Raw genomic sequence first — 22,921 nt, forward strand, 5'->3', positions numbered from 1 at the left:
CCGGTCAGGTTCTGTCCTTTGGCATTGATTGAATGATCTGTTTCGCCACCTGCTCTGGAAACTGTTTTCTGCAGTGAACAGCCAGATCTGCATATCTTTCATATAAAGGGACCCGTTCCCGGTATAAATCATCAATGGTTTTTCCCGGAGAGATGGCCACCCCCCGGGTGATCACATCTGACAACCGGGTTTTAAGCACATCCAGATCAACGGCCAGATAAACGATGACACAGGTTTCAGCCAGATGGCGCATGGCCTCGGGTTTGTATATCACGCTGCCGCCGGTGGCAATCACATGACGGGTACAGCGGATGTCCAGAAGATGCTGTTTCTCGATTTCCAGAAACTGTTCCAACCCATGGCGGGCAATGATCTGAGCAAGGGTCTGATGCTCTTTGGCCTGGATCAAAATATCCGTATCCATGAAATCAAACCCCATTTTTTTGGCCAGCAGCACCCCCACCGTGCTTTTACCCACAGCCGGCATACCAATCAATGCAATATTTTTTTTATCTTTCATCAATTTAACCTGTCATTTCTGCAATATACCGCTTTTTTATCCCCAAAAATTTAAACAAAAATATATACTATCCTTTCTTTGTCTTTGCAAGCCTAAACAAGCGGACACCGCCGATCCCACAGACCTTGACTTTCCCTGCCATGAGATCTATTTTAGACAAAAATAACCCTTGTTCACAAAGAAGCCGCGCCGATGAAACCGCCCATTATCTCCATAGCCGGAAAATCCAATGCCGGAAAAACCACCTTTGTGGTAAAACTGATCACTGAACTCACCCAAAGAGGCTACCGCATCGGGTCTGTCAAGCACACCCACCACGACATCGACCTGGATCAAAAAGGAAAAGACAGCTGGCGGCATAAACAGGCCGGTGCAAAAACAACCCTGCTGGTCACGGATCAACACATCGCCATGGTCAAAGATGACCCACGGCCTGACATTGAAAAAATGCAGTCGTATCTGTCTGATATGGACCTGATTCTGGCGGAAGGATTCAAACGCCAGCCATTACCCAAAATCGAAATTTTCCGGATGGACGGCCCCCATGATCATCCGTTATTCCTGGATCACCCCGACCTGATCGCATTGGTCACCGACACGACGCTGACGCCATCCGTCCCTGTTTTCGGATTAAATGATATCGGATCCATGGCCACATTTGTCCAGAAACGCTATCTGAATCACCCATGAAAGCGCTGGTGCATACCCTGGGCCGGGTCTGTGTCACGGTCTGGATTTGCTTTTTAATCATCAACCAGACAGAATCGGCATTGGGTGACACAGACATGGAATCTTATCATTGCATGACGTCCCTGGACCAGGGGACCATCAACTGGACAAACGGAACCGTCACTGTCACAGGCAAGGCCGCCCCCATCATCAACCCGGACAATATTCATGAAGCCGATCCCGGGGCTGCCCGGGCCGATGCCAACCGCCGGCTCATCGAAATCCTCAAGCAGATCACCATATACAATGATCTGACCGTCGGGCAGTTTGCAGCCGGAAACGATGACATCATGGCTGGCATTGAAAAAACGGCCCGGGATGCCGTGATCATCCGCCAGTATTACACATCGGCCCTGGATGTGGAATTAACGGTCCGGACCCGGCTGTTAGGGGGCTTTCTACAACTGGTTCTACCGGATGAGATCCGGCAGATTCCGAAAATCAATCCGGACATTCTCTCCGAAACCCCGAAGGAATCCGGAAAGATCCCTTACACCGGGCTGATTTTAGACGTCCGGAAACTGAATTTCGATCCCGTGCTCTACCCGGTCATTGTCAGTGAACAGGGAGGAACCATTTATTCCGCCGTGTTCATCAGCCGTGAATTTGCCGTACAGCATGGTGTCTGTAAATATATGTGTGCCATGGACAATGCGTTGCAGGACCCGCGTGTGGGCAGTCATCCGCTGGTGATCAAAGGGCTCAGAACATCCGGAAAAGAAAATACCGCCATTGTCATCAGCACGGCGGATGCCAAACAGATAGAACAATCCACAGAACGGCATCTGTTTTTAAAACAATGCCGGGTCATTTTTGTGACCGGCAACTGACATTCATACAAAAAAATCCAAGGATTGATTATGACAGATTTTATTCCGAACCGGGACGATGCATTAAAACTGCTGAAAAAATACAATCAGAAACCCAGCCTGATCCGCCATGCCCTTGCCGTGGAAGCAGTGATGGCCCATTTTGCAGAAAAATTCGGAGAAGACCCGGAAAAATGGCGGGTTGTGGGTCTGGTGCACGACCTGGATTATGAGCAGTTTCCGGACGCACACTGCCATAAATGTGTGGAACTGTTCAGATTACACCACTGGCCTGAAGAATATATCCGGGCGGTCATCAGCCATGGATGGGGCATCTGCACGGATGTTGAACCCCGGACCCCCCTGGAGAAAACCCTGTACGCCATTGATGAACTCACCGGGCTTGTGGCCAGTGCGGCCCTGGTCCGGCCGTCCAAAAGCATTCTGGATCTCAAGACCAAATCCGTGAAAAAAAAATTCAAGGACAAGGCGTTTGCCGCCGGGGTTGACCGGGAAGTGGTCAAAAAGGGCGCAGAAATGCTGAACATGGACCTGTCCGATCTGATCACCGAAGTGATTGCCGGCATGCAGCCTGTGGCTTACCAGATTGGACTCCGGGGGAATGTTCCCGACCCGGCTGCCTGACCGATCCCGGGATTTGGCTCATTGGAGGCTATGCTTATGGCCCGTTGGAACTGTGGCTGCACGCAGGTCATTCAAAGATATAGGCGGAGGTTGTTGAGGGTGGGTCTGTTTTTTCCACAGCCGGTGTTTCCATGAAAAAGATGTCATAACCATCCAGCTGCTTCATGACCACCCGGCCGGAAATCCGGACCCAGTCATTGGCTTTCAGGTCCAAGTCCCCGGGTCTTTCCATAAAAACCCCCACCGGCAAGGCATCTGCCACGCAACAGACGATAAAATAACGGAATACGGCCGACAGATGTTCATAATCTTCAATGGTGGGGGAAAACAGGCCTTCCACACGGATGTACCTGCCGTTGTATCGGTGCCAGTTGCGCACCAGATCCCCCATGGAGATCTCAGCAATCTGCTGCTGGGCCGGATCTGCCACGGATTCTTCGGGAGTCGCGCCGGGAAGGATCGAATCAGGGGGAACAGAATGGCTGGGGCCGGTCTTTTGGACCGGTGACACCATCCGCTTGGAAAGGGCGAAACTGCCTAAGGTTTGTTCACCGGCCGCCCCCATGAACACGATGGGCAGCGCCAGGATCAACCCCTTGACTAGATGGCCGGTTTCAGGAAACACCGGCCGGTCCGATGCCAGCAGACTGACAAGGAAAGCCAGGCTCACCCCCAGGCTGATGTAGATCAGAAAACCGAACTTCGGATTCAGAAATAATTGATACCGGTCTTCGTGCAGCAGCCATGCCAATGCCATGATCCAGACCGCCAGAACCACCACTGGCCCGCTGATTCGTTTCAGACCCATTGGAGCAGCTCCAGGACGGCCATGGCCAGAAACACCGACACGCAGACCAGAAAAACCAACAACAGGATCATTTTTCTGGTGAATACCCCCAGGTACATGAGAACCAGCTTGATATCCAACATGGGACCCAGAACCATGAAGGCCATCTGGGCGGAGAAGGAAATACCTATGGGTTGAAACGAGGCGGCAATAAATGCGTCCGCCTCACTGCACAGGTTCAGGACCACCGCCAGACCCATCATGACAAGGATGGCCGCCACGGGGCCCTGGGCAACGGACATAATCGCCTGCCGGGGCACCAGGGTCTGGAGAGCGGCCGCGACAAAAGCCCCGATGATCAGAAACCGGCCGATGTCATAAAAATCCACGGCCCCGTGGACCAGGGCAGCCCTGATTTTTTCGACAAAGGACCCAGTAGCCGTTGATCCATGGTCGTGGGAACACCCGGCATGCCCGCATCCGAAGGCGGCAGCATTGAAAAAGGGCACCAGTGCCTCTTCCTTGGACACAAAGGTATCTATGATCAACCCGATGATCATGGCGATCCAGACCCCGGCAAACACCCTGATAAACGCCACCTCCCAGGCAAAGGAATAGGCTACCAGGGTGGAAGAAAACACCAGGGGATTGACAATGGGTCCGGCCAGCAGAAACGCCACCGCCGATCCCAAAGGCATGCCCTTCTGGATGAATTTTCTGACCACCGGTACGATGGCACATTCACAGACCGGGAAAAGAATACCCAGAAAAGCGGATACCACCACAGCCTGCTGTTTTTCCTTTGGCAGAACCCGTAGCAGCTGCTCCCGGGAAACAAACACCTCCACAAATCCGCCCAGCATGGTTCCCAGCAGCATAAAAGGAAGCGCCTCCAGCACAATGGCACAGAAAATCAAAGAAAAGGTGACAAACGCCTCGGACCGGACATGAAAGGCCGCCATAAGGATGGCGGACACCAGAAAATAAATCTGCACATACGGGCCGATGTTCATGGCCCCGGAACGGACCGGCGGCAAATCCTTTGCAATGGGGAACGGGGTGGTATCCGATTTCACGGGACGATGCTTCAGCGGGCCAGGGCCGTGGCAATGGTATCGGCCATGCGGACCATGTTGTCCAGGTAATCAGGGGCCAACGGATTGATGGACACCACCGCGCCGTCAATCGCTTCCGCGATTTTCCGGGCCGACTGCTGGTCAAACTGGGGCTGGACAAAAATCACCCGGGCTTTTTCCTGCCTGGCCAGCTTGATGATGGCGGACAATTCCTTTCCCTTGGGGGATCGGCCCATGGTTTCCACAGGGATCTGGTTCAGGCTGTAGGCATCGGCAAAATAACCGAACGCCGGATGAAACACAAAAAAATTTCCCCCTGACATGGGTTCCAGGATGATTCTGAGCCGCTCATGGAGCTGGTTGAGATCCTGGGAGAACGCTTCATAATTCTCCTGGAACCTGGCCTCATGGACCGGGGCCAGTTCGATCAGGATTTCGGTCATGGTGGCGGCCTGCTGGTTTACCAGCATCGGGCTCATCCAGATGTGGGGATCCTTGCCGGACGACATGTCCGCATGGTCGTGAATCTCGTCCTCCTCACCTTCATGGTGAGGGTCTGTTTTGCCGTCATGGGCGTGCCCGTGAGTCTTCTGATGGTCCTCTTCATGGATATGGCCTTCCATCTTCCGCAGCGCGATTCCCTTTCGAGTATCCACCACCCGGATACCCGGGGCAATGGACGCGATCTTGTGCATAAAACCGTTTTCAAACGACACCCCGATTCTGAAATACACATCGGCACTGGCCAATGTTTTGACCTGGGCCGGGGTGGGCGAATAAGTGGTCGGGCTTTTGCCAGGGCTCACCAGCACAGACACCTCTGCCAGATCACCGGTGATCCGTTCCACAAAATATTTCTGGGGCAGAATACTGACAAAAATCTGCAACTTTTCTTCGGCAAACAGGCCGGTGTTTGTCAAAAATACCACCAAGACTGCCAATAAAAGAGATTTAACATGCATCTTTAGCCTCCTATATTTTAAGTTGAATCAGCCGCCGGCATCAGCAGGTCAATGCAAATGAGAATGCATTTGCAATTAATAGGATGTTCCTGAATCATTGTCAACACTTTAGTGTAAACCTTGCAAAGAGGTAACAGTTCGGATATATTGCCAACCGAGGTGAATGATATGAAACGTCAAACTGCCCAGAGACGGGCCATTGTGCAGGTTTTTAAACAGCAGGACCGGCTGTTGGCCATTTCGGAAATACTGGATTACGGCAGCCGGATCGTCCCCTCTTTAAACCAGGCAACGGTTTACCGCAACCTCAAGCAGCTCCTTGAAGCCGGGTGGCTCAAGCAAATCAATTATCCGTCCTTGGGTACCCGGTATGAACGGGCGCACAAAATCCATCACCACCATTTTCACTGCAAAGCCTGCAACCGCGTGATGGACCTGCCCGGGTGTGCGTTAAAACAAGAGCAAATCGTGCCGGACGGATTTGTAGTTCAAAGCCATGACGTGTTTTTGTCAGGACTCTGTGACCGGTGTGCAGGCCGCTGACCCGGCCAAATCAGGCAGTGGCCTGTTGATGCCGGTCTTTCCACGCCAGAACGTGCCGGTCAACCCACCAGTTTTCCCGCAATTTCCGCCACATGCCTGCCCTGAAACCGGGCTCCTGCCAGTTCATTTTCAGATGGCATCCGTGCCCCGTCTCCACCGGCGATTGTGGATGCGCCATAGGGGGACCCCCCCGTGATCTCATCAATGCGCATCTGTCCCTGAAATGAATACGGCAGCCCCACCACCACAAACCCGTGGTGCAGCAACGTGGTGTGAAAAGACAGAATGGTGGATTCCTGGCCCCCGTGCTGGGTGGCGGAACTCACAAACACACTGCCCACCTTGCCGATGAGAGACCCATTGGCCCACAGCTGACCGGTCGCATTCAGAAACTGGCGCATCTGCCCGCACATGTTGCCGAACCGGGTGGGAGTGCCGAAAATGACGGCATTTGCTTTTTCCAGCTCTTCCACCGCACACACCGGCACATGGGAAAACGCTTTTTTTGCCTCTATGGCGCCCATTTTTTCCAGAACATCATCCGATAATGTTTCAGGCACCTGCCGGATGTCCACGTCAGCACCCGGTATCTTTTTTGCGCCCTCGACAACCGCCTGGGCCATTTCATACACATGACCATACATGGAATAAAACACAACCAGAATTTTCATAACAAGATTCTCCTCTCAGATGATAAGAATTAACACTAAAAATATGATGCAATAACGGTTTGTCAATAATAAATATCTTTTAGTTAAAGCTAACATTTTTTTGTTGACAGATTATTGTTTGTTATAATATGTTTCTGTGAAATTCATCTCAATCCAACCATGGAGGTAACTATCATGTCAGACACCTTACACCGGTTTTTACCCATATGGGCAATTCCGGATTTTTTAAAATGCCCGGTGGCAGGGGCCATGCTCACTGTGGAAAAACACCGGTCCATCCTGAAAAAATGCGGCTATGATGTCAAGCCCATGAAACCCTATGAATACCACCAGAAAATCATGCTCAAGCTGGGGGGTGAGAATAATGTCTCCCAAAAGGTGAACAACTTCATCCGGACTCAGTCCGCCGGACAGATGGCCAGGGTTGCCGGCATGGCGGAACCCGAAATCCGGACCCTGTGGGCAAAGCACCTTGAAACCGGTGATGTGGGCCCGCTGTTCTACGCCATTGTCTCCCACAAAAAAACCAGCCCGGAACTGCTGGCGGACATCGCCGGCGAGGTCCACATGCAATCACATGCCAACATGACCGAGATTTTCACCATCCGCCGGCAGGTGGCCGGCATGACGGAACGGCTTGACCGGGAAAAGAGAAAACTGAACGATAAAACCCGGGCACTTAAGGAGATGAGCAAAGCGCGTAAAGCGGATGCCGCAACCATCGGGCACCTGGAAGCCCGGAACCGGGAGTTGGCTGCCCAGGTGCAGACGCTGCAACCGGATACTGCCACCCAGGCCAAAAACAATGCTGAAAAAAAACAGTTCGAGAAAACAATCCAGGCCCTGACTGCGGACCTTGCCCTGGAGCAAACCGCGCACCAGGCGCTGATGCAAAAGCACAAAGCCCTTCAGATTGAGCTGTTCAGCCATCAAAGTGAGCTGGAACTGATCAAAAAAGAGTTCCAGTCCCTGATATCTGCTCTCCGGCCCTCCGGCACCCCACCCTGTCCCCATCCGGCCGAAAATGCCACAGGTTCTGCCCTCTCTGGTGCCGCCTGCTCCGAGACCATTTGCGCCAGATCCTCCTGCGACCAGGGCAGCTGTTCCTGCGATCACTGCGCCCGGGTCCACTGCAACAAGGATCACTGCAGCCGGTACCGGCTGTGCGCCAAACGCATTTTCCTGGTGGGCGGCATCACCAAGATGCGGGCCTTTTACAAAAATGTGGTGGAAAACGCCGGGGGCGAGTTTCATTATCATGACGGGTACATGAAAAACGCCAACGCCGGCCTGGAAGCCAAGGTCAAACGATGCGACCTGGTGCTGTGTCCGGTGAACTGTAACAGCCACACCGCTTGCCGGAAAGTCAAGCAATTGTGCAGCCGGCACAACAAACCCCTGAAAATTCTGAGCAGCTCCAGTCTTTCCGCCGTGACCCAGGCCCTGTTCGAACCGGACAGCACCGTGACACTCAATTGATGCCATGTTCAAGCTCAAAACCGAATTCCGGGTTGTCACCATTTCCGTGATTCTCTTCCTGAAACGGTTAGATCTGATGACCATGAGCCTTAACCGGAAACTTTTTTCCGGATCAGGGCATTCTTTTTCCCGTTCGGGGTAGAACCGACATCAGCAAAAGGGCATTGTCCGATTTTTAGATAATTGATCAGAATTTTTTATATTCAAAGCATTGAATTTATCTTCTGATAATGATATTGTTTTTTGTTATAAGTTATAACTAACATTATTATTATAAATAAACATAGTAACTCAGGAGGATATTTATTGTGCGTGGCTTTTTATATATATCCGGTCTTGTGATGCTGTTCATGATGGCGGCCGGGCCGGCAGAGACACCATCGGCCGCCCAGGCAGATGTCCCCTCTGCATCCCGGGTCAGGAAAACCGCGGAAAAAACCGTGGGCATTGACGTTGAAACCCAGCATTTGATGGAAGACTGGGCATCGGAAGAACAGGAAATGCTGGACCGCATCGAAGACCTGTCCGCCCGGCTCAAACAAGCCCGGTGGCAGCAGGAAAAAAATACCCGGTATATCCGGTCATTGGAGGAGAAAATTGCGGGCCTGAATCAGCAGGCCGCTGAAATCGAAAAGATGGAGGCGGCACTTCTACCCGTCTTGGACACCACCCTGGACCGGCTCGATATTCTGGTGTTGTCAGACCTTCCGGCGGCCCTGGACCGGCGCCGGGAAACCATTGCCCGGACCCGGCATGTCCTTGATGACTACGATGCCGACCTGCTGACCAAAACCCGGGCCGTGCTTGACACCCTGAACCGGGAGGTGGATCTGGGGCATACCGTCGGGGTCGAGGAACAGGAGATCGAGACAGACGGCGGATTCCGGCAGGTCAAACTGCTGCGGGTGGGCCGTATCGGCCTGTTTGCCATTACCCTGGACAACCGGACCGGGTTTGCATGGGACCGGGCCAGGGCCCGGTTCGTACCGCTGGAAGGATCGGCCGGGGATCTTATGGAAGCCGTGGAAATGGCCGAGGGCATCCGCCTTATCGGCCTGAGCCGACTGCCCCTGGACCTGCCTCCGGCCCAAACCAACGAAACCGGCCCGGAAGGAAACAGCCTGGAAGGCCGTGAACCGACAAACGGAGGGAACCGTGCTGAACACAATTAAGACTCCCGTCCTGGGTATACTGGCCCTGGTCGTACTGGTCCCGTGCTTTTTGGCCGGGTACGCCCGGGCATCATCGACCCGGGATTTCCATAACGCGGCCCGGGCGGTGGATGCTGAACACGCCGCTTCCGGACAGGCCCGGCTGGCAACGGCAGAAGAGATACAAAACAGGCGGGCGAAACTGGCCCGGCAGATCCGGGACCTGGAAACCGCGCTTTCAGAAGCCCGGGAGAAACAGGCCTTTGGCGAGGCCATGCTCCGGGAATTGTCCGGCCGGCGGGACGCCTTGAAAAAAGATATTTCAGCCAGGCTTTCCCGGAAAGAAGAACTGGAAATCATCATACGGGATACGGCCCGGAACCTGCTGGGCAGGGCGGAAAAAAGCCCGGTCAGTGCGGAAAATCCTGAATACCCGGCAAGGTTGAAATCCATTTTGTCTGAAGATACCCGGCCGGGCATGGCAGAACTGGAAGCCCTGTTTGAATTCTGCTTCAGGGACATTGCCGCATCCAGGACCCGGAACCGGTATACCGGGCCTGTACTGGACCGGAGCGGCGAAACCGTCCAGGCGGACATCACCCGGCTGGGGCATATGGCAGCCGTCCACCGCACAGGGGATGAAACCGGTTACCTGTCCCTGTCTCCGGCTTCCGGCCGATTGGTGATGAGTGCGGCCCCGCCTTTTCTGACCAAACGGGCCCTGGACCGGTTTATTTCCGGCGAAACACGGGAGGTTCCCATTGATATTTCCGGCGGCATTGCCGTGCAGCAGCTTTCCCGGCAGGTCGGCTGGGTTGACCAACTCAAAAGCGGCGGTATCCTGGTGATTCCCATCCTCCTGGTGGGGCTGGTAGCCCTGGTGCTGACCCTGGAGCGGCTGGTTTTCCTGGGCCGGGTTCGCCACAACACCGACGACCTCATGACCCGGGTCACGGATCTTGTGGCCCGGGGGGATTTCAAAGGGGCACTGGACACCACACTGCCCCACCGGAACCGGCCCACCGGCCGGGTACTCATGGCCGGGCTGGAGCTGAAGGGACAGGCCGGCACCGTTATTGAAAGCGCCCTGTCCGAGGCCATCTTAAAGGAAACCCCGAGGCTGGAACGGTTTCTCACCGCCCTCAAGGTATCTGCGGCCGTGGCCCCGCTTCTGGGACTGCTGGGTACCGTCACCGGCATGATCAATACCTTCCAGGTAATCACCACCCACGGCACAGGTGATCCCCGGCTCATGGCCGGCGGTATCAGTGAAGCCATGGTGACCACCCAGGCCGGTCTGGCCGTGGCCATCCCCGTGATGATGGTGGCTGCCTTTCTGGGAAGACGGGCCCATTTCCTGGCCCGGGATATGGAAGAAAAGGGCCTGGCCCTCATGGCCGCCCTGCTCAAATTCACGGCCAACGGCTCCGGCACAAAGGCCTGACATCCATGGAACCTCTGATATGGATATGGGAAATCCTGGAGACCGGGGGACCGGTGATGCTGCCCATCGTTATTGTATCGGTCTGGATGTGGATACTCATCATCCTCAAGGCCGACTGGATATTGCGGGTCCGGCGCAACAGCCTGCCGGTGAAGCAGGCCCTGGAAATTCTGGAATCAAAGGAGGGCCGGGTACCCAGGATCGCTTGTCCCAAGGCCGGGATACTGGCCTTTTTCCTGGACCGGCACTTCAGGGAATGCCGTGTCATGACCGGAGAGCCGGACCGCCTGTTTTTCGAGGTGGCGGTGCGGCGCCAGACCCGGACCTTTTACCGCCACATTTCCACCATCATGGTTCTTGCGGCGGCAGCCCCGCTCCTGGGGCTTCTGGGCACCGTCACCGGCATGGTGGAGACCTTCCGGGTCATCGGCCTTTTCGGCACGGGCAATGCCCAGGCCATGGCATCGGGCATCAAAGAAGCCCTGATCACCACCCAGGCCGGCCTGCTGGTGGCCATCCCCGGCCTGCTGGCCGGCCAGGTCATGCGGCGGCGGGTACGGGCCATCCATCAGGAAGTCCTGATCTTTCAACGGGTCGTTACCCAATGGCTTGAAAAGGAATGGCGCAAATGCACAGAATAGGCAGCAGAAACGGTCCGGACGGCCCCATTTCAGACGATGATATGGAAATCAACATGATGCCTTTGATCGACATGATATTCATCCTGCTCATCTTTTTTCTGGTGACGGCCAGCTTTGTCCGGGAATCCGGGGTGGAGGTGAACCGACCCGAGGCGGTCACGGCCCAGTCCAGGGAAGCCGTAGGCATGGTGGTGGGGATCACCCCGGACGGCAGGATCTTTATTGACAGCCAGGAGACCGACCTGCGGCAGGTCCGGGGCCTTGTGGAAATTTTTCTCATGGAAAACGCGGACGGCGGGGTGATCATCGATGCGGACGGGGCGTGCCCCACGGCCCGGACGGTGGCGGTGCTCGACCAGTGCCGGCTGGCAGGGGCCCGGAATGTGGCCGTCTCCGCGACCCGGCCGGGGGAATGAAAATGGATATGGCCCTGTCGTCAAAAACCGGCTTTTTCCGCCAGGGGATGCTGCTGGCCACAGGCTTTCTTCTGGGCATGGCGGTTCTGGCGCTCATGCACCATACCTCCGCTAAACACCGGGATTTTCTGGCCCGGCATGTCTGCCTGATCGCCCAGGTACCTGAACCGTTTATGGAACCACCGGCACAGGCACATGAGCCGCCGCCGGAACCGCCCCCGCCGCCGGAACCAAAAATCGATACGCCGCCGCCGGAGCTGCCGGAATTACCGCCGCCCGAACTGTCCGAGCTCCCGCCCCCGGACCGGCTGGCCCCGGAACCCATGGACCTTGCGTCTGTAAAGCCACAAATACCGGGCTTTGAAACCCCGTCCCTCACCCCGGTATCGGTAAAAGGCGTGGCAGTTCGTCCCGGGCCGGCCAGGTTCAAGCGGGACTTTGCCAAGGCTCCCGTACCCGGGAAACTGGCCCGGCCCACCGCTCCTGTCAAGGCACCCCCGCCGAAGATCCGCTTCAATTCAGATGAACTGGACCGGCAGCCCGAACGGATCTCCCTGGTCAACCCGGTTTACCCCTACCGGGCCAAACGCCTGGGCATCCGGGGGAATGTGGCAGTCAGGTTTTTGGTGGACCGATCCGGGGCTGTCCGGGAATTGGCCATCCTGGAGGCGGATCCCCCGGATATTTTTAACGAGACTGTCATGAAAACCCTGGAAAAATGGAAATTCAAACCAGGCAGTAAAGACGGCAAAGATGTGGAAACATGGATCACAACCAGTATCCGGTTCGAGCTGGAATAAACCGGCCGCCCCTGTAAGGAGACAAACGTGAAAACCATCCATTTTACTATGTTATCAACCGCATGGCTGGTGCTGTGCCTCTTTTCCGTATCCCCTGCCGGTCAGGCCGGCAGTTCCCCGGCCTGTCCCCAGATCGAGGCCGCCCTGCCGGCCGACTTCCATGAAGCGGTCATTGCGGCGGAAGCCCTGGCCGAAAAGGGAATGTACACGGCAGCAGCCCAAAGCCTGTCTGCATTTGCCAAGGCCCGCCCCACCCCTTCCTTTGCCTATATTGACTATGACATCGGTTTTTTCCACTACCAGGCAAAGGAATTCAAAAAAGCGGTGCCCCATCTGAAAAAAGCCGTGGCCCAGGCTCCCTGCTTTGTCCAGGGGCACCAGCTTCTGGCCGATGCCCTTTACGAGGCCGGGAACGCCGGAGCAGCAGCCCCGGTGATGGAAAAGGCCGCAGAAATGGCCAAAGACCCGGACCTGACTTTCCAGGCAGCCGTATTCTGGATAGCGGCTGAATCCCCGAAAAACGCCCTGTCCCTTCTCCGGAAGCTGGAAGCACACAATGCCCCCAAATCCGAGTGGCTGGTGGCCCTGTCCAATGTTCTGGGCATGCTGGAAAAAAAGAAAGAAACCGCACAGGCCATGGAAAAGGCGGCCCGGGCAGGCAATGACCCCGACCTTTATTTTCATGCCGCCTGGCTGTGGCTGGAGGCGGACCAGCCCCGAAACGCCCTGAAGCTGCTGGAGACCCTGGCCAGGCGGAAAACCGTCAAAACCGACTGGCTCCTGCTGCTGTGCAACACCTACATGACCCTGGACAAGCCTGCAAATGCAGCCGAAACCATGGACCGGGCCGTAGAACAGGACCCTGCCCCTGAAAACCTGTACACCGGCGGGGTGCTGTGGCTCCAGGCGGAAAAACCGGTCAAGGCCCGCAGGCACCTGCTCCGGCTCACCAATCTGCCGGAACCCGAGGCGGACTGGTTTGTGGCCCTGGCCCAGGCATGGGCCATGTCCGGCGATATCGGCAAGGCAGCGCCGGCCATGGAAAAAGCCTTTGCCATCCGTCAGAAATGTGACCATGCCTATCAGGCCGGTGTGATGCGGCTGCAGCTGAACCAGCCGGACAAGGCCCTGTCTTCCCTGCTGTTTCTGGAAAAACGGCCGGCCCCGAAAGCGGACTGGCTGGCAACCCTGTCCAATGCCTGGGTTATGAAAGACGATTTTGTCCGGGCCGCCCCGGTCATGGAGCGGGCCGCATCCATCAGCAAAAAGAACACCCATTATTTCCGTGCCTCCCAGCTCTGGCTCCAGGCGGACAAACCCGCCAGGGCCCTGCCTCTTCTGGTCCTTCTGGCCGAAACACCCGCACCGGAAGCTGAATGGCTGGTGCTGTTGTCCAATACCCACCTGCTTCTGGAAGACGTCCCCCATGCAGCCAAAGCCATGGAACGTGCCGCCGGCATTTCAAAAAAAGGCAAACATTATTACCGGGCCGCCATGCTCTGGCACCAGGCCGGGGAAGGGCCCGGGATCCTGGATAAAACCATTGCCCTGCTGCGCCTCAGCGTGGCAAAGGATCCGGTGGAGCAGCGGTGGCTCATCGACCTGGCCGACCGGCTGATTCAAACCCGGCAACACAAGGAAGCGCTGTCCGTCATGGAGCGGACCCGGCTGGCAGGATCCGGGGAGCCTTTGGCACTCTGTTACCGGGGGGCCCTGTTGTGGCTGGCACTGCAGCAACCCCGGAAGGCCCTACCCGTCCTGGAATTCATCTGCAAAAAACCCGGTCCGGAATACGCATGGCTGGCATCCCTGGTACGGCTGAATATGGAACTGGCACGGCCTGAACAGGCCGGCACCGTGCTGTCCCGATTGCTGGAAGCCTTTCCCGGAGAAACCAGAGCGTGGAAGCTGGCCGTGTGGACAGCCAGGGAACAGGCTGATTATGCCCGGGCGGCCGCTGCCATGGCCGTGGCTGTTCACCTGGACCCGGGCGATACGGACAGCCTCAACGCCCTGGGCCGCTACTACCAGATGGCAGGGGTGCCGGCCCGGGCGGCCGCCGCATTCAGAAAAGCGGCCGGCCCCGCCCCCGGCCCGGAGGACTGGGACCGGATCAGGGATGTGTACGTCAGCGGAAAATTATATGAGGAGGCCCTGGAAGCGGCCCGTTCCGCGGTGGCTGCCGCAGAGACCCCGGGCCGGTGGGAGGCGGTCGGAGACATTGCCTTTCTCATGCACCGGTATGAAGACAGCGCCCATGCCTATGCCCGGGCAGCGGATCTATCGGATACCGCATCCGTCCGGCTCAAAACCGCCTATGCCCTGATGAAACAGGACAAACTGGCACCGGCGGCCCGGCTCTTCCAGAACATCCTGGACCGGGACAAAGCAGATGCCGGCCTGCGCAGGCAAGCTTCCCAGGCCCTTGCCTATGTCCGGGGCATCCAGTCCCTGATGCCGGAAGCGGACCAGTCTGCCACGCACGTGCAGTAACCACAGCCTACGGGAATCCCAACATCAGTTTTCCAATACAAAGGCCCACTTCTTCAGGATATCCGAAAATTCCATCACGCTGGAGTACAGGCTTTGGAAAAATGTTCATGATGCCACAAAATCCAAATGAATTTTGTGGCCATTGAATTTTTAGTTGTATGCGATTTTTTTTTGATTGACTTATGATATCATCCGGCGATAATAAAAACAGGATACCAAAATGGAGGCAGACATGGAAAAAACCATCCCCCTTTCCGAGAATATTGAAGATTACCTGGAAACCATCCTGGCACTGCAAACTCTCAATACCGTGGCCCGGTCCAAAGACATTGCGGAAAGACTGGATATCAAGCGGGGGTCTGTCACCGGTATGCTCAAAAAACTGGCGGCCCAGAAACTGATCAATTATGAACCCTACGGCTATGTCACTCTGACCCCGAAAGGAGAAAAAATCGCGAAAAAGATTGAATACCGCCATGTAGTACTCAAAGATTTTTTATTCAGGATCCTGGAAGTGGATGAAACAAGCGCCGACGAAACCGCCTGCCGGATGGAACATGCCATGGACAGCCAGTCGTTCAGAAAATTTGTGGCATTCATCGCCACGCTGGATGCCTGTCCTTACCGGAAAGAATCTCTGGACTGAGCAATCGATCACATCATGCGGTACCGAGCAGCACTATCATAAATTTTTTAGCACAACGATGCACGATGCTGGAAGCCTTTTCCGGAAAACCAGGGTGTGGCAACGGATTGTGTGGATGGCCAGGAAACTGATCCGGACAGCATAAAGCTTGGCAGATAATCCGACTCAGAATCTGGATCCATTTTAATACGAGTCACAATCAAACATACCAAACAAAAAAATTTAGTAATGACTAATTTTGTTCTTGACAGCTCACAATCAGTTCCGGTATAAACAAAATCATCAGCTGATTTCAAAATAACCACTGGCGCAAGGAGACATTATGCAATCCAATTTTCAGCTCAAAACACGCGGCAAAGGCCCGGTCCACATTGACCTGCAAGGTGTTTTTGACGGGGCATCCGCATTTGAACTGGTCCACACCATCGCCCGGAACTGTGATCCCGACAAAGCCGTATTCATCGATACGGACCAGCTGACCCGGGCACTCGCATTCGGCCGGATGATCCTTGATTTTCACCTGCCCAAAGAGGTCCCCCGGTCCAATATCCATTTCTCCGGCATCAGGGCCGGGGATATCATGCCCAAAGGATGCCGGATGCTTCATAAGCCGAAGAACAGGGCTGAAACCTGTTCCTGCCCCAACAACTGCCCGGATTGTACCTGCCGGCCGGAAATCTGACCCCATATCCGACCAAACTTCCCTCCCCCACAACTGGAAACGGCTGCAGGTCCCCTTTCTGCAGCCGTTTCAAACGTTGATAAAACAATGGTTTGGGTACTTCTCCTTTTTTTGCTCGAAATTTGGTGAATACATGAAAATAGAATTTGAAAGAAGACCTGTCGTCCTTTCTTCCCTGGGAAATGAGTGAAGAGCGTCGGTTGGTACTTGCCAGGCCCCCTGACACATCATGACCCGGTACTGTGGAAGGGATCTTTCTTTCGAAGAACTTGAAGAAATCCGAACTCTCATAGCGAACAATCCGGAATTCACCCGGGCAAAGCTTTCCAGAGAAGTATGTCGCCGGCTCCAATGGCTGAAGCCGGATGGCAAACTCAAGGACATGTCCTGTCGGGTTGCTATGCTGCGGATGGAGAAAGACGGTTTGATCCGCTTGCCTGAACCGACATATGTGAAAAAGTTTGTGAAAAAAATCAAGTTCACAGCGGCGACAGACCCGCAAAAAAACAGTTGTGTGTACAGTAAATCATCTGCCAAACCTGCACCTACAGATGGTCACCAAAGCTTCCTCGTCTTTGTGGAATGAATACATAGAACGGTATCATTATTTGGGATATACTCCTTTACCAGGTGCTCAGCTCAGATATTTCATCAGGGCGGGAGAACAAATTGTCGCACTGACGGGTTTTGGTGCTGCAGCATGGCAGACCGCATCAAAAGATAGATTTATCGGGTGGAATCATGATCAAAGAAAGAAAAATCTATACTTGATTGTCAATAACGCCAAGTTTCTTATTTTACCTTGGGTTCAATCAAAAAACATGGCATCAAAAATTCTATCTTTAACAACACGTCATCTCCCGGGTGATTGGGAAACAAGGTATAATGTAAGACCCGTTCTTATGGAGACTTTTGTGCAAAAAGATCGATTTGCAGGCACATCTTACAGGGCTGTCAATTGGATATTGTGTGGAGAAACCAAAGGCCGGGGAAAACTTGGAATTGCCGGCAAAATAAGTGTGCCCATTAAAGATGTGTGGGTGTATCTTCTTGAGAAAAGATTCAAATATTTACTGAAAAATAGCTGAATAATCACTAACCCGAATATTTAGCTGACTCCTGTTGCGCATCCAGCGAGTTAAATTCCTGTTCGAGCCCTTCCTCATGGCTCTTACGGGTGTAAATAGCGCAGCGCAGGGTCTTGTTCTTGCCCGACGCGACATTGCTGTTATCAAGCATCCGAACCTCCCTCGGCTTTTCTGCCGTAAATCTTCTTTAGCCCGAAAAAGACCTTTCCGTTCCAGACTCGCACCAGTTTCAGGCCTTACTACCGAAGGGCTCATGGAAGTCTCGGAAATGGAATGTGTGGTCGTTTCCTGGCTGAGTAAAAATGGAAAAAAAGATTCTTGACAAAGAAACCATCCAGACGGTATGTTTGCATTTTTAGTTTGGATGCCTCTATTCAGTGACCAGAGGAGATACCGGGCAATCGTACAGGTACGCCAGGCCGAACTGAAGGCACGCCTCTCGACGGTGCCGGGGGCTGAGATCAACCTGTTTACACCTCCGGCTATTGAAGGGTTGGGCATCAGTGATGGAATGGATATTCACCTGCAGGCTACCGGAGATGATGATCCGCTTGAACTGCAGGCGGTGTTGAACAACTTTCTGGCGGAGCTCAACATGGCACCGGAAATTATGTACGCCTTCAGTGGATATTCATCCAGTACACCACACCACCGGTTACAACTGGCGGACGCTCGTGCCTCGCGCCTCTAACCCGGAGGGTTAAGGGACAAAATTATCCATGAAAAGCAATTTAGACAACAGGTATCTATTAGAACGTGGCCCGATCAGCAGGGTCTTTCTGAAGTACTCGCTACCAAGCGTCGTCACGATGGTGTTTTTTGGCGTGCAGACCCTGGTAGACGGCGTAGTGGTGGGAAACCATCTGGGGCCGGACGCTTTGGGAGGAATCAACATCATAATGCCGCTGTGCAGCTTCATCATGGTGTTGGCCCTGATCATCAGTATCGGAAGCCAGGTTCTGGTCAGTATGGAGCTGGGGCGCAGAAACTTAGACAAGGCCCAGGATGCGATGTCTACCGGCTTCCGAGCGTTGGCTGGAATCAGCTTGATTCTCACGGTGTTTCTGCTACTGCTCGCTGAGCCGCTGGCCAAACTGATGGGTGCTGACGAGCGGCTGCTGCCATTCTCCCTTGCCTACTTTAAAGGGCTGGTGCCGTTCATCTTGCCACTGACCCTATGCTTTTATTCCGACGTCATGTTGAAGGCATTAGGGCATCCCAGGTTTTCGATGATCATCATGTCGCTGAGCGTGGTGATCAATGTGTTGCTGACCTTTTGCTTCGTGATCGGGCTGGGCTGGGGCAATACTGGGGCGAGCGTGGCCACCGGTGTCGCTTTCACCATCGGGTTGCTGATTTCCGGCAGTATTACCTTCAATCCCAAACAGCGGCTGTCGATGTTAAAGGGTCGTTTTCACATGCCGCTCTTGCGACGTGCCGTTTACAACGGCTCATCCGAAGGCGTTTCGGAAATGGCCTCCGCAGTCAGCATCCTGATCATCAACCTCACCGTAGTTCGCATCTTGGGGGCCGACGGTGTGGCCGCTTTCACTGCCATCAACTATATCAACTTCACGGGTATATTGCTGTTCCTTGGTATTTCGGATGGCCTGATTCCGGTGCTGAGCTACAATTACGGAGCCGGAAACTACCAGCGGGTCAAGCGGTTATTTCGTTTTACCGCAATGATCAACATGGGCATCGGGGTTATGTTGTTCACCGTGCTGCAGGTGTTTGGGGGGCATGCGGTCCTGTTGTTCTTCGACGGCAGCGAAAGCCAGGCATTCCAGATCTCAGTTGACGGCTTGCACCTCTTCGCTTTCGTATTTCTTGTCAACGGACTCAACGTGCTGATCGTCGCCTACTTTACCGCACTGGGCCAAGCGAAGATTTCAATCATCATTTCCGCGGCGCGCGGGTTGGTATTCGTGCTGATCGGCGTCACCGTGTTGCCGATATTTATGGGCATTGCTGGTGTGTGGGCAGCAATCCCGCTGGCGGAGTTGCTGACACTGGGAGTTGCACTCATGCTGATTTATAGAACACACAATAAATTGTTTTGATATGTATAGTGGAGAACTCTTATGTCAACAGCTCATAAACGAAAAAAACAACCTGAAATAGTCCGGAGCAAGCTTATTGAGTGTGCCGCGCGAATCATCACCGAGCAAGGCCCTAATGCTGTCACAATCCAGGCCGTCGCTGACGCGGCTGGTGTCACCAAAGGAGGACTCCTCCATCATTTCAAGAACAAGAATCAACTTAGCAAGGCTGTATCAAGGTATTTTATAGACCAACTGGATACGGAACTTAGTAAATTGATGGCTGAAGATCCCGTAGAATATGGGCGATTTACCAGGGCTTATATCAATACAATCCGGCAAGATGTTGCCTCAGGGCAGGAAGAACAGTGGATATCCTTTGCCTTCTACGTCCTATCCGAGCCACATTTAAAGTCCATGTATAACGAGTGGATGAAAGAAAAACAAAGAGTGCATCACGGCACGGATTCAGACCAAATGCTGCAAGTTCTGAGATACGCGGCCGATGGGATATGGCTTGAGTTTTTAATGGGGGCTGATTATCAAAAGGAGCACTCTGCTTTGTTATCGGGTCTTGTCAAAATGACATACCGTTTAGAGGGTGAGCTTCTTAGTCCTAGCATCAAGGAGTAATGTAAATTGAAAAAATTATACGTTAACTTTTTTACAGTTTTTTTCATAAAAAATAAACCCGACTGCATTCATAAGTACCTGTGCCAGCAAGATGGATGTGATGCCTGACCCCCTGTATCAAGGATAGATGTCGCCTCAACTAAAAAAGGGATCTTTCCCCACCACCTGGAACAGTGGAAAAAAGATGCTATATCCGGGGAAGCACCGGATATGGACAGCCTCAAAGCCCTGGGCTTCTACTGCCGGATGGACGTCATGACATCTCTCACCCCAATGCGGCCACGGGTCTGGCGCATTGGCCGGTGGACAATAGAGTTCCCTCCGTTCCATCAACAACCTGTACGGCTATCTGAAATCCCCGGGACACAAAACGCCGAAACCTGCCGTCTCCCTTTTGGGATGAGATCGTGCCAATCAACAATAGACGTATGGTAACAGTCATAAAAATATAAGTTTTGCAAAAAAAAGATTGACACACATAACTTCATTTTATATAGAGCGTAATGTAAGTTGAGAATTATATAGAAACCTGTCTGCCTGAGAGCGGAAAAGTGTTTCATTTCGAGTGTATTATCATCCCCAATGATAAGATTTTGGGGTGGCAACGCATATGCCCAGATCGAACTGTCCTTAACAAACCTCGCGGTTGCCTGAATTCATTAAGCAAGCTTCCCTTTTGGTCGCAATAAGACAAATCTCAAAAAAATCTCAACGATTCAACGGATTTGGTTATGTTGGAAAAAAAAGTTACCCGCACAAGTGGACTAAAAATCGATCATTCCCCTACCGATTACCATAACTGGTATGCCATACAGACCACCACCGGATATGAAAAAAAACTGGTTTCAACCCTTAAAGCTCTCTTGACAGAAATTCAGCTCTACCTTCCTTCCCGAAAAGTCATTCATAAACTGAAAGGGATACAACATGTTAAAGAACTGCCGCTGTTTCCAGGGTATATCTTTCTTTATAAGGAAATTGCAAAATCATTGAAGGCTCTCGATAAAGCCGAATCCAGGCTCATTGCCAATCCTGTGAAGGCCAATGGAAAATATCTGGAGGCCAATAAAGAGGAAATGAGATTTCTTTTTGAAATCGCAGGAAAAGATGGGGTCATCGAGTTATCCAAAGGGATGGTCACGGAGGGTGAAGAGATTCAGATCATCAATGGGCCGTTGAAACAGCTTAAGGGCAGAATTCTTTTTATTGACACGAGAAAGAACAAGGCAAAAGTAAGAATTAAGTTCATGAATCGCCTGATCGACGTATCCCTTGGCCTTGAAATCATATCCCGCTCGCTTCCCAACGTCCAATAATCATAAAATCCGATATAATCAAAAGGGGTCTAAGAATGAATAATTTTTTATATAAAAAATCCATCAGACAGACGCTTATTACTGATTTGTTCCAAGAATATGCAAAGTCAGCCCCTGATCGCCGAGCTTTCACCTGGCTGGAAGACGGAGAAAAAGAGGCCGGCCATTTAAGTTTCAAAATGCTTGATATGGAAGCAAAGTCCATTGCTAACCAGCTTAAAAACGGGGATTCGACTGCGCCTAAACGTGCATTGCTGCTTTATCCCCAGGGTCTTGATTTTATCATTGCCTTTATGGGGTGTTTGTATGCAGGCGTTGTTGCCGTACCTATCAACTTCCTTGACCCAAAACGTTTTGTCAGAAATTTTGAACGGTTTCAGGTAATTGTAAAAGATTCACAAGCCGATACGGTACTTACCACATCCCAGGTGATTAAGAATATCGTCAGGGATTCCGAACCGGAGATTTGGGGTTCATATTGAACGGAGAATTCTTTTTTTCCAGTCGGCTCAAGACCTGATTGTGATTCGAGGCGTGAATTATTATCCCCAGGACATTGAGCTGGCAGTACATAAAAGTCATGGGGCTTTGCGTCCCGGGAACGGGGCCGCATTCTCTGTTGTTCAGGAGAAGCAAGAGTGCCTTGTCGTGATTAATGAATTAAAAAGTCAGCCCAAAGACACCTTTAATACACGGGAAATCATCGAAAAAATACGCCAGGATTTATCACAGGAATTTGGAATCGCCGTTCATTCCATCATTCTTATTGAACCCAACACCATCCTGAAAACTTCCAGTGGTAAAATTCGCAGACAATCCTGTAAAAATGCCTATCTAAACGGTGAATTAAGCATTGTGGATGATTGGCACAGCCACCAGGCCGCATTGGAAGATAAACCACCGTCCGAAAACAGGCAGTCAAGGGGGATGACCCAGGTGGAAATTGAACAATGGCTTATTTCCAGTGTGTCCGGGAAGCTTGGACTGGCACCTGAAATGATAGATTCCCAAAAATCCTTTGTCTACTATGGGCTTGATTCTATCATGTCCCTGGAAATGACAGAGGATTTGTCCGCATTGCTGGGCCGGCCGGTACCTGCGGACAGTGTATATAATTATCCCACCATCGTTTTTCTTTCCAAATGGCTGGGCCGGGAAGACAAACCGCCCGAGACAAATTCCAAGAATATTTTAGTGGAAGTATATGAACCATCCGGTCAGGAAGACCGCACTTGGGCAGGCCATGTGAAGGCTTTTACAAGGCAATGCCTATCGAACAGATGTGATGAGTCAATCACGAAAAAAGTTGAGTTGCAAAGAACTACACCAAACCAATAAGCTGAAAAGG

27 protein-coding genes are annotated in these 22,921 nt (G+C 53.0%); 21 read left to right on the forward strand and 6 right to left on the reverse strand.

Annotated features, from left to right (window positions below):
- Positions 1–4: 4 nt before the first annotated feature.
- Entirely contained in the window at positions 5–520 is a 516-nt protein-coding gene (locus K365_RS0119640; protein ID WP_006967358.1) for a shikimate kinase, read from the reverse strand.
- Between the two features lie 192 nt (positions 521–712).
- Here K365_RS0119640 and mobB point away from each other — a divergent pair, with 192 nt between their 5' ends.
- Genes mobB through K365_RS0119655 form a run of 3 tightly spaced genes read left to right on the forward strand, consistent with a single transcriptional unit; the run spans position 713 to position 2,703 of the window.
- Positions 713–1,210, forward strand: coding sequence for a molybdopterin-guanine dinucleotide biosynthesis protein B (gene mobB / locus K365_RS0119645; protein WP_024335948.1), 498 nt, complete (start codon positions 713–715; stop codon positions 1,208–1,210).
- Positions 1,207–2,079, forward strand: coding sequence for a TP0624 family protein (locus K365_RS0119650; protein WP_024335949.1), 873 nt, complete (start codon positions 1,207–1,209; stop codon positions 2,077–2,079). The genes mobB and K365_RS0119650 overlap by 4 nt, the downstream gene beginning before the upstream one ends.
- 30 nt (positions 2,080–2,109) lie before the next feature.
- Entirely contained in the window at positions 2,110–2,703 is a 594-nt protein-coding gene (locus K365_RS0119655; RefSeq protein ID WP_024335950.1) for an HDIG domain-containing metalloprotein, read from the forward strand.
- A 67-nt stretch (positions 2,704–2,770) separates the two neighbouring features.
- Here K365_RS0119655 and K365_RS0119660 read toward each other — a convergent pair whose 3' ends face one another.
- The 3 genes from K365_RS0119660 to K365_RS0119670 are packed head-to-tail and all read right to left on the reverse strand — an operon-like array spanning position 2,771 to position 5,528.
- On the reverse strand, positions 2,771–3,511 hold the full coding sequence (locus K365_RS0119660; protein ID WP_024335951.1) for a TIGR03943 family putative permease subunit: 741 nt from the start codon (positions 3,509–3,511) through the stop codon (positions 2,771–2,773).
- Positions 3,502–4,566: a permease gene (locus K365_RS0119665; RefSeq protein ID WP_024335952.1), complete on the reverse strand. Its 1,065-nt coding sequence runs from the start codon at positions 4,564–4,566 to the stop codon at positions 3,502–3,504. Before K365_RS0119665 ends, K365_RS0119660 begins: the two co-directional genes overlap by 10 nt.
- A gap of 11 nt (positions 4,567–4,577) precedes the next feature.
- A complete protein-coding gene (locus tag K365_RS0119670; protein ID WP_024335953.1) occupies positions 4,578–5,528 on the reverse strand; it encodes a metal ABC transporter solute-binding protein, Zn/Mn family in 951 nt (316 codons plus the stop codon).
- 168 nt (positions 5,529–5,696) lie between these two features.
- Between K365_RS0119670 and K365_RS0119675 the strand changes: the two genes are divergently transcribed.
- Entirely contained in the window at positions 5,697–6,071 is a 375-nt protein-coding gene (locus K365_RS0119675) for a Fur family transcriptional regulator (protein WP_024335954.1), read from the forward strand.
- A 59-nt stretch (positions 6,072–6,130) separates the two neighbouring features.
- Here the strand turns inward: K365_RS0119675 and wrbA are convergent, their stop codons facing one another.
- On the reverse strand, positions 6,131–6,742 hold the full coding sequence (gene wrbA, locus K365_RS0119680; RefSeq protein ID WP_024335955.1) for an NAD(P)H:quinone oxidoreductase: 612 nt from the start codon (positions 6,740–6,742) through the stop codon (positions 6,131–6,133).
- 174 nt (positions 6,743–6,916) lie between these two features.
- Between wrbA and K365_RS28530 the strand changes: the two genes are divergently transcribed.
- The 11 genes from K365_RS28530 to K365_RS28840 all read left to right on the forward strand — a co-directional run bounded on the left by K365_RS28530 (position 6,917) and on the right by K365_RS28840 (position 17,582).
- Entirely contained in the window at positions 6,917–8,221 is a 1,305-nt protein-coding gene (locus K365_RS28530; protein ID WP_024335956.1) for a DUF2325 domain-containing protein, read from the forward strand.
- Positions 8,222–8,529: 308 nt separating this feature from the next.
- Positions 8,530–9,393 (forward strand): DUF3450 domain-containing protein, encoded by an 864-nt coding sequence (locus K365_RS0119695; RefSeq protein WP_024335957.1) that lies wholly within the window; start codon positions 8,530–8,532, stop codon positions 9,391–9,393.
- Positions 9,377–10,816 (forward strand): MotA/TolQ/ExbB proton channel family protein, encoded by a 1,440-nt coding sequence (locus tag K365_RS0119700; RefSeq protein WP_024335958.1) that lies wholly within the window; start codon positions 9,377–9,379, stop codon positions 10,814–10,816. Before K365_RS0119695 ends, K365_RS0119700 begins: the two co-directional genes overlap by 17 nt.
- Before the next feature lie 5 nt (positions 10,817–10,821).
- Positions 10,822–11,457, forward strand: a complete 636-nt coding sequence (locus K365_RS0119705) for a MotA/TolQ/ExbB proton channel family protein (RefSeq protein ID WP_024335959.1) — start codon at positions 10,822–10,824, stop codon at positions 11,455–11,457.
- Positions 11,445–11,873: an ExbD/TolR family protein gene (locus K365_RS0119710; RefSeq protein WP_024335960.1), complete on the forward strand. Its 429-nt coding sequence runs from the start codon at positions 11,445–11,447 to the stop codon at positions 11,871–11,873. The genes K365_RS0119705 and K365_RS0119710 overlap by 13 nt, the downstream gene beginning before the upstream one ends.
- Positions 11,874–11,875: 2 nt before the next feature.
- A complete protein-coding gene (locus K365_RS0119715; RefSeq protein ID WP_156887750.1) occupies positions 11,876–12,673 on the forward strand; it encodes an energy transducer TonB in 798 nt (265 codons plus the stop codon).
- Positions 12,674–12,700: 27 nt separating this feature from the next.
- Positions 12,701–15,166 carry a tetratricopeptide repeat protein gene (locus K365_RS0119720; protein ID WP_024335962.1) on the forward strand — a complete coding sequence of 822 codons (2,466 nt, stop codon included), beginning with the start codon at positions 12,701–12,703 and terminating at the stop codon, positions 15,164–15,166.
- Positions 15,167–15,398: 232 nt separating this feature from the next.
- Positions 15,399–15,812 carry a metal-dependent transcriptional regulator gene (locus tag K365_RS0119725; protein ID WP_024335963.1) on the forward strand — a complete coding sequence of 138 codons (414 nt, stop codon included), beginning with the start codon at positions 15,399–15,401 and terminating at the stop codon, positions 15,810–15,812.
- Between the two features lie 322 nt (positions 15,813–16,134).
- Entirely contained in the window at positions 16,135–16,494 is a 360-nt protein-coding gene (locus K365_RS0119730) for a hypothetical protein (protein WP_024335964.1), read from the forward strand.
- A gap of 229 nt (positions 16,495–16,723) precedes the next feature.
- Positions 16,724–17,080: a hypothetical protein gene (locus K365_RS28835; RefSeq protein WP_245569213.1), complete on the forward strand. Its 357-nt coding sequence runs from the start codon at positions 16,724–16,726 to the stop codon at positions 17,078–17,080.
- Complete coding sequence (locus K365_RS28840) at positions 17,046–17,582, forward strand: Druantia anti-phage system protein DruA (protein ID WP_245569214.1); 537 nt, start codon at positions 17,046–17,048, stop codon at positions 17,580–17,582. The genes K365_RS28835 and K365_RS28840 overlap by 35 nt, the downstream gene beginning before the upstream one ends.
- Before the next feature lie 7 nt (positions 17,583–17,589).
- Here K365_RS28840 and K365_RS28035 read toward each other — a convergent pair whose 3' ends face one another.
- On the reverse strand, positions 17,590–17,733 hold the full coding sequence (locus K365_RS28035) for a hypothetical protein (RefSeq protein ID WP_156887751.1): 144 nt from the start codon (positions 17,731–17,733) through the stop codon (positions 17,590–17,592).
- 192 nt (positions 17,734–17,925) lie between these two features.
- Between K365_RS28035 and K365_RS0119745 the strand changes: the two genes are divergently transcribed.
- From K365_RS0119745 to K365_RS0119770, 6 genes are all read left to right on the forward strand, one after another.
- Positions 17,926–18,273, forward strand: coding sequence for an efflux RND transporter permease subunit (locus K365_RS0119745; RefSeq protein WP_024335965.1), 348 nt, complete (start codon positions 17,926–17,928; stop codon positions 18,271–18,273).
- Between the two features lie 28 nt (positions 18,274–18,301).
- A complete protein-coding gene (locus tag K365_RS0119750; protein WP_024335966.1) occupies positions 18,302–19,645 on the forward strand; it encodes an MATE family efflux transporter in 1,344 nt (447 codons plus the stop codon).
- Positions 19,646–19,666: 21 nt separating this feature from the next.
- On the forward strand, positions 19,667–20,257 hold the full coding sequence (locus K365_RS0119755) for a TetR/AcrR family transcriptional regulator (protein ID WP_024335967.1): 591 nt from the start codon (positions 19,667–19,669) through the stop codon (positions 20,255–20,257).
- A gap of 731 nt (positions 20,258–20,988) precedes the next feature.
- A complete protein-coding gene (locus K365_RS0119760; RefSeq protein WP_024335968.1) occupies positions 20,989–21,573 on the forward strand; it encodes a transcription termination/antitermination NusG family protein in 585 nt (194 codons plus the stop codon).
- Between the two features lie 35 nt (positions 21,574–21,608).
- Complete coding sequence (locus K365_RS0119765) at positions 21,609–22,055, forward strand: AMP-binding protein (RefSeq protein WP_024335969.1); 447 nt, start codon at positions 21,609–21,611, stop codon at positions 22,053–22,055.
- A gap of 40 nt (positions 22,056–22,095) precedes the next feature.
- Entirely contained in the window at positions 22,096–22,911 is an 816-nt protein-coding gene (locus tag K365_RS0119770) for a phosphopantetheine-binding protein (RefSeq protein WP_435050807.1), read from the forward strand.
- Positions 22,912–22,921: the final 10 nt, after the last annotated feature.

It is taken from the genome of Desulfotignum balticum DSM 7044, from assembly GCF_000421285.1.
Classification (GTDB): Bacteria; Desulfobacterota; Desulfobacteria; order Desulfobacterales; family Desulfobacteraceae; genus Desulfotignum; species Desulfotignum balticum.